Raw genomic sequence first — 2,757 nt, 5'->3', positions numbered from 1 at the left:
AATATAAAATAGTCAAATAATATGTTAGCAAATACTAATAGCTTAAGTCAAATTTTGAAGGTTCTCATTGTACTTTAAAAATGGTGTGAGGATTGGTTGTAATTAGCTAGAAGTATGTTTTTAAGTAATTGAGGTTAATATTTATAGGATACTTTATCCTAGCTTTAACAAATACTTCTATTTTTGCTCTACAAATATCCTATTTCCTATTTTCGTAGCTTGTAACTTTGCAATGAGAGCATGTAAAATCCATCTTTCCATTCTTAACTCACCTTTTACTTTCGGTTAACACAAAGTCAACTTCCTTTACTTTTTATAGCCTTTTAATTTATTTCTTCCTTAGTTTTGTTAGTTGTCTACTTAAAAAAATTTTTTCAAAATTTTTTTACTTATTAATTACTATAATTGCTTATTTCCATGATTGCAAATCTCTTAGATAGTGTTTAGATGTAAGGAATTGGTTAAGTAGCTTTAACCTCTCTTTGTTATCTATGGCGTTTATTAAAGGAAGACTCAAAATCTCCTCAAAAAAGTAGGTTATTGAACTTCCAAGATCATTATTACCATATTGCTCTAACGTACAATTAACATTTTCTATAGTACACTTAAAAGCATCATCTATATATTTTTCAAATGTTATGTCTCTTGCATATTTTTCTCGTTTTTCTTCTAAGAAGTCATAAACAGTAGTAAATGCATTAACTAATTCCTTTTGTTTTACCCTGTTTTTGTCAAGCCAACTCATAAATTCAGGAGCTTCTGCAATCATATTTTTATATCTTATATAAAGAGCTTCTCCTCCAAGTTGATATTTATCATCTTTTGTATAGTACTCAATCATTATTTCTGACTTTTCAATTACTTTTTGAAAAATATGCTTTAAAATATTAAATTTTGTTTGCTCATTTTCAGTTAAAAAGGTAGCTGCTTCTTTTATCTTTTCTGTTGTTTCTATTATTTTTGTTTTTATTCTTAGTGCTATTTTCTTGGCTATTTCTGATTTTTGCTTTACAGTTAATGCTGTTTTTTTTACTTCTTCTTCTGCTTCTTCTGTTTCCTCTGCTTCTACTTCAGTCGTCATTTTTGCTTTTTCTATATTTTTTCTTGCTATTTCTACTTCTGCTATTTTTGTTGTTGTATATGCTTTTTCTTTTTCTAAGTTTGCTATTCTAATTTCTGCATTCGCATCATTTACTGTATTTGTTGCTTCTTGTTTTAATGCTTCTATTTCTGTTTTTGTTTTTTTAGCTGATATTATTTCTGTTTTTGCTTGTGTCAATTCTCTTTCTATTGTTTTGTCTTCTTCTATCATATTTGCTATTTCTGCTTCTGCTTCTGATATTGCGTGTTCTGCTTCTAATATTGCGTGTTCTGCTTCTTCGTGTGCTGTTAATATTCTTTCTTGTGCTTCTTTTACTCTTAATACTGCGTTCTCTATTGCTTCTATGTCTGTTGTTATTCTTTCTATTTCTCCTTTCAATATTTCTTCTTTTGCTGGTGGTATTATTTCTACTTGTGGTTTAGGTTCTTGTTGCTTTGCTGGTGGTATTATTTCTACTTGTGGTTTAGGTTCTTGTTGCTTTGCTGGTGGTATTATTTCTACTTGTGGTTTAGGTTCTTGTTGCTTTGCTGGTGGTATTATTTCTACTTGTGGTTTAGGTTCTTGTTGCTTTGCTGGTGGTATTATTTCTCCTTTCAATATTTCTTCTTTTGCTGGTGGTATTATTTCTACTTGTGGTTTAGGTTCTTGTTGCTTTGCTGGTGGTATTATTTCTACTTGTGGTTTAGGTTCTTTACTTATGTAATTTCTTTGTGTTTGCTTTATATCAGATTTCATATTTCTTTCATTCCATTTACAACAAAAAAACAGCAATGAACCATATAATATCAAATAATTTGTATATTTAAACATTAATATTCTCCTTATTTTAAGTACTTTCATTATAGATTAGTTATTTTATTGTGTATATATTCTTGTATTTATTTACTTCTTTTGAAAAGTTTCATGTTTTGTTATAAAGTTTATGTTAAATAAAATTAATTTTTGTTAGCTTATTCTTAACTAAGAAGGTTAAAGTGTTATGAGTAAAATAAAAAGGGGATATGAAGATTATGTCATGTATTTCAATGAAGGTCGTTTAAGCGATTCTGAAATAGCTAAAGAGATGGGAGTTTCACGAGCGAATGTATGTAAAATGAGACAAAAATGGATAAGTATTAGAGACAATCCAAAAGAATTTGGTAGTAATACTAAAGTTACCATTTGTGAAGATACTTTTAAGAGTATCTTAGATCGAGCACTTGAAGTAAATGCAAAGGCTCGTGAACTTAAGAGTCAATTTAGTATAGCAAAGAGTCAACTTGGACTTAAGTTTATGAAGGCATTTAACAATTATTTGGAATTGGAGCTTGAAGATTATATACAAGAGATAAGTCTTTTAGAAAAAGAGATTAAGAAAAGAAAAGGAGATAGTAAAGAAATACAAGATATGGAGACTAGACTCAAAAATTTAAGACGTTCAAAAGAAGACAAAACAATGGAGTTATGTTATGAAACAATGAAGAAACTTAAGATAGCAGATTTAGAGAATAGTAGATTTAAATTTTAAGGGTAAATAAATGGATATATACAGTAGTAGTATTTTCAAAGAGATGCAAAGGGAATATAAGAGAGAATTTGGGATTGATATAGCTACTATAATGAAGAGAAGAAGAAAAGAAATAGACTTTAAAGGATTTGAAGAACAATACTTAACT

The 2,757-nt window shown here is 28.4% G+C and carries 2 protein-coding genes; one reads left to right on the top strand and one right to left on the bottom strand.

Features of this window, described 5'->3' with window-relative positions:
- Positions 1–409: 409 nt before the first annotated feature.
- Complete coding sequence (locus U881_RS12335) at positions 410–1,912, bottom strand: proline-rich domain-containing protein (protein ID WP_024653793.1); 1,503 nt, start codon at positions 1,910–1,912, stop codon at positions 410–412.
- 169 nt (positions 1,913–2,081) lie between these two features.
- Here U881_RS12335 and U881_RS11035 point away from each other — a divergent pair, with 169 nt between their 5' ends.
- Positions 2,082–2,609, top strand: a complete 528-nt coding sequence (locus U881_RS11035) for a DUF603 domain-containing protein (RefSeq protein ID WP_038363965.1) — start codon at positions 2,082–2,084, stop codon at positions 2,607–2,609.
- The last annotated feature ends 148 nt before the right edge of the window (positions 2,610–2,757 follow it).

The organism is Borrelia persica No12, assembly GCF_000500045.1.
Classification (GTDB): Bacteria; Spirochaetota; Spirochaetia; order Borreliales; family Borreliaceae; genus Borrelia; species Borrelia persica.
The sequence above is the reverse complement of the archived record's forward strand: the minus strand, read 5'-3'. Positions and strand labels throughout refer to the sequence as shown.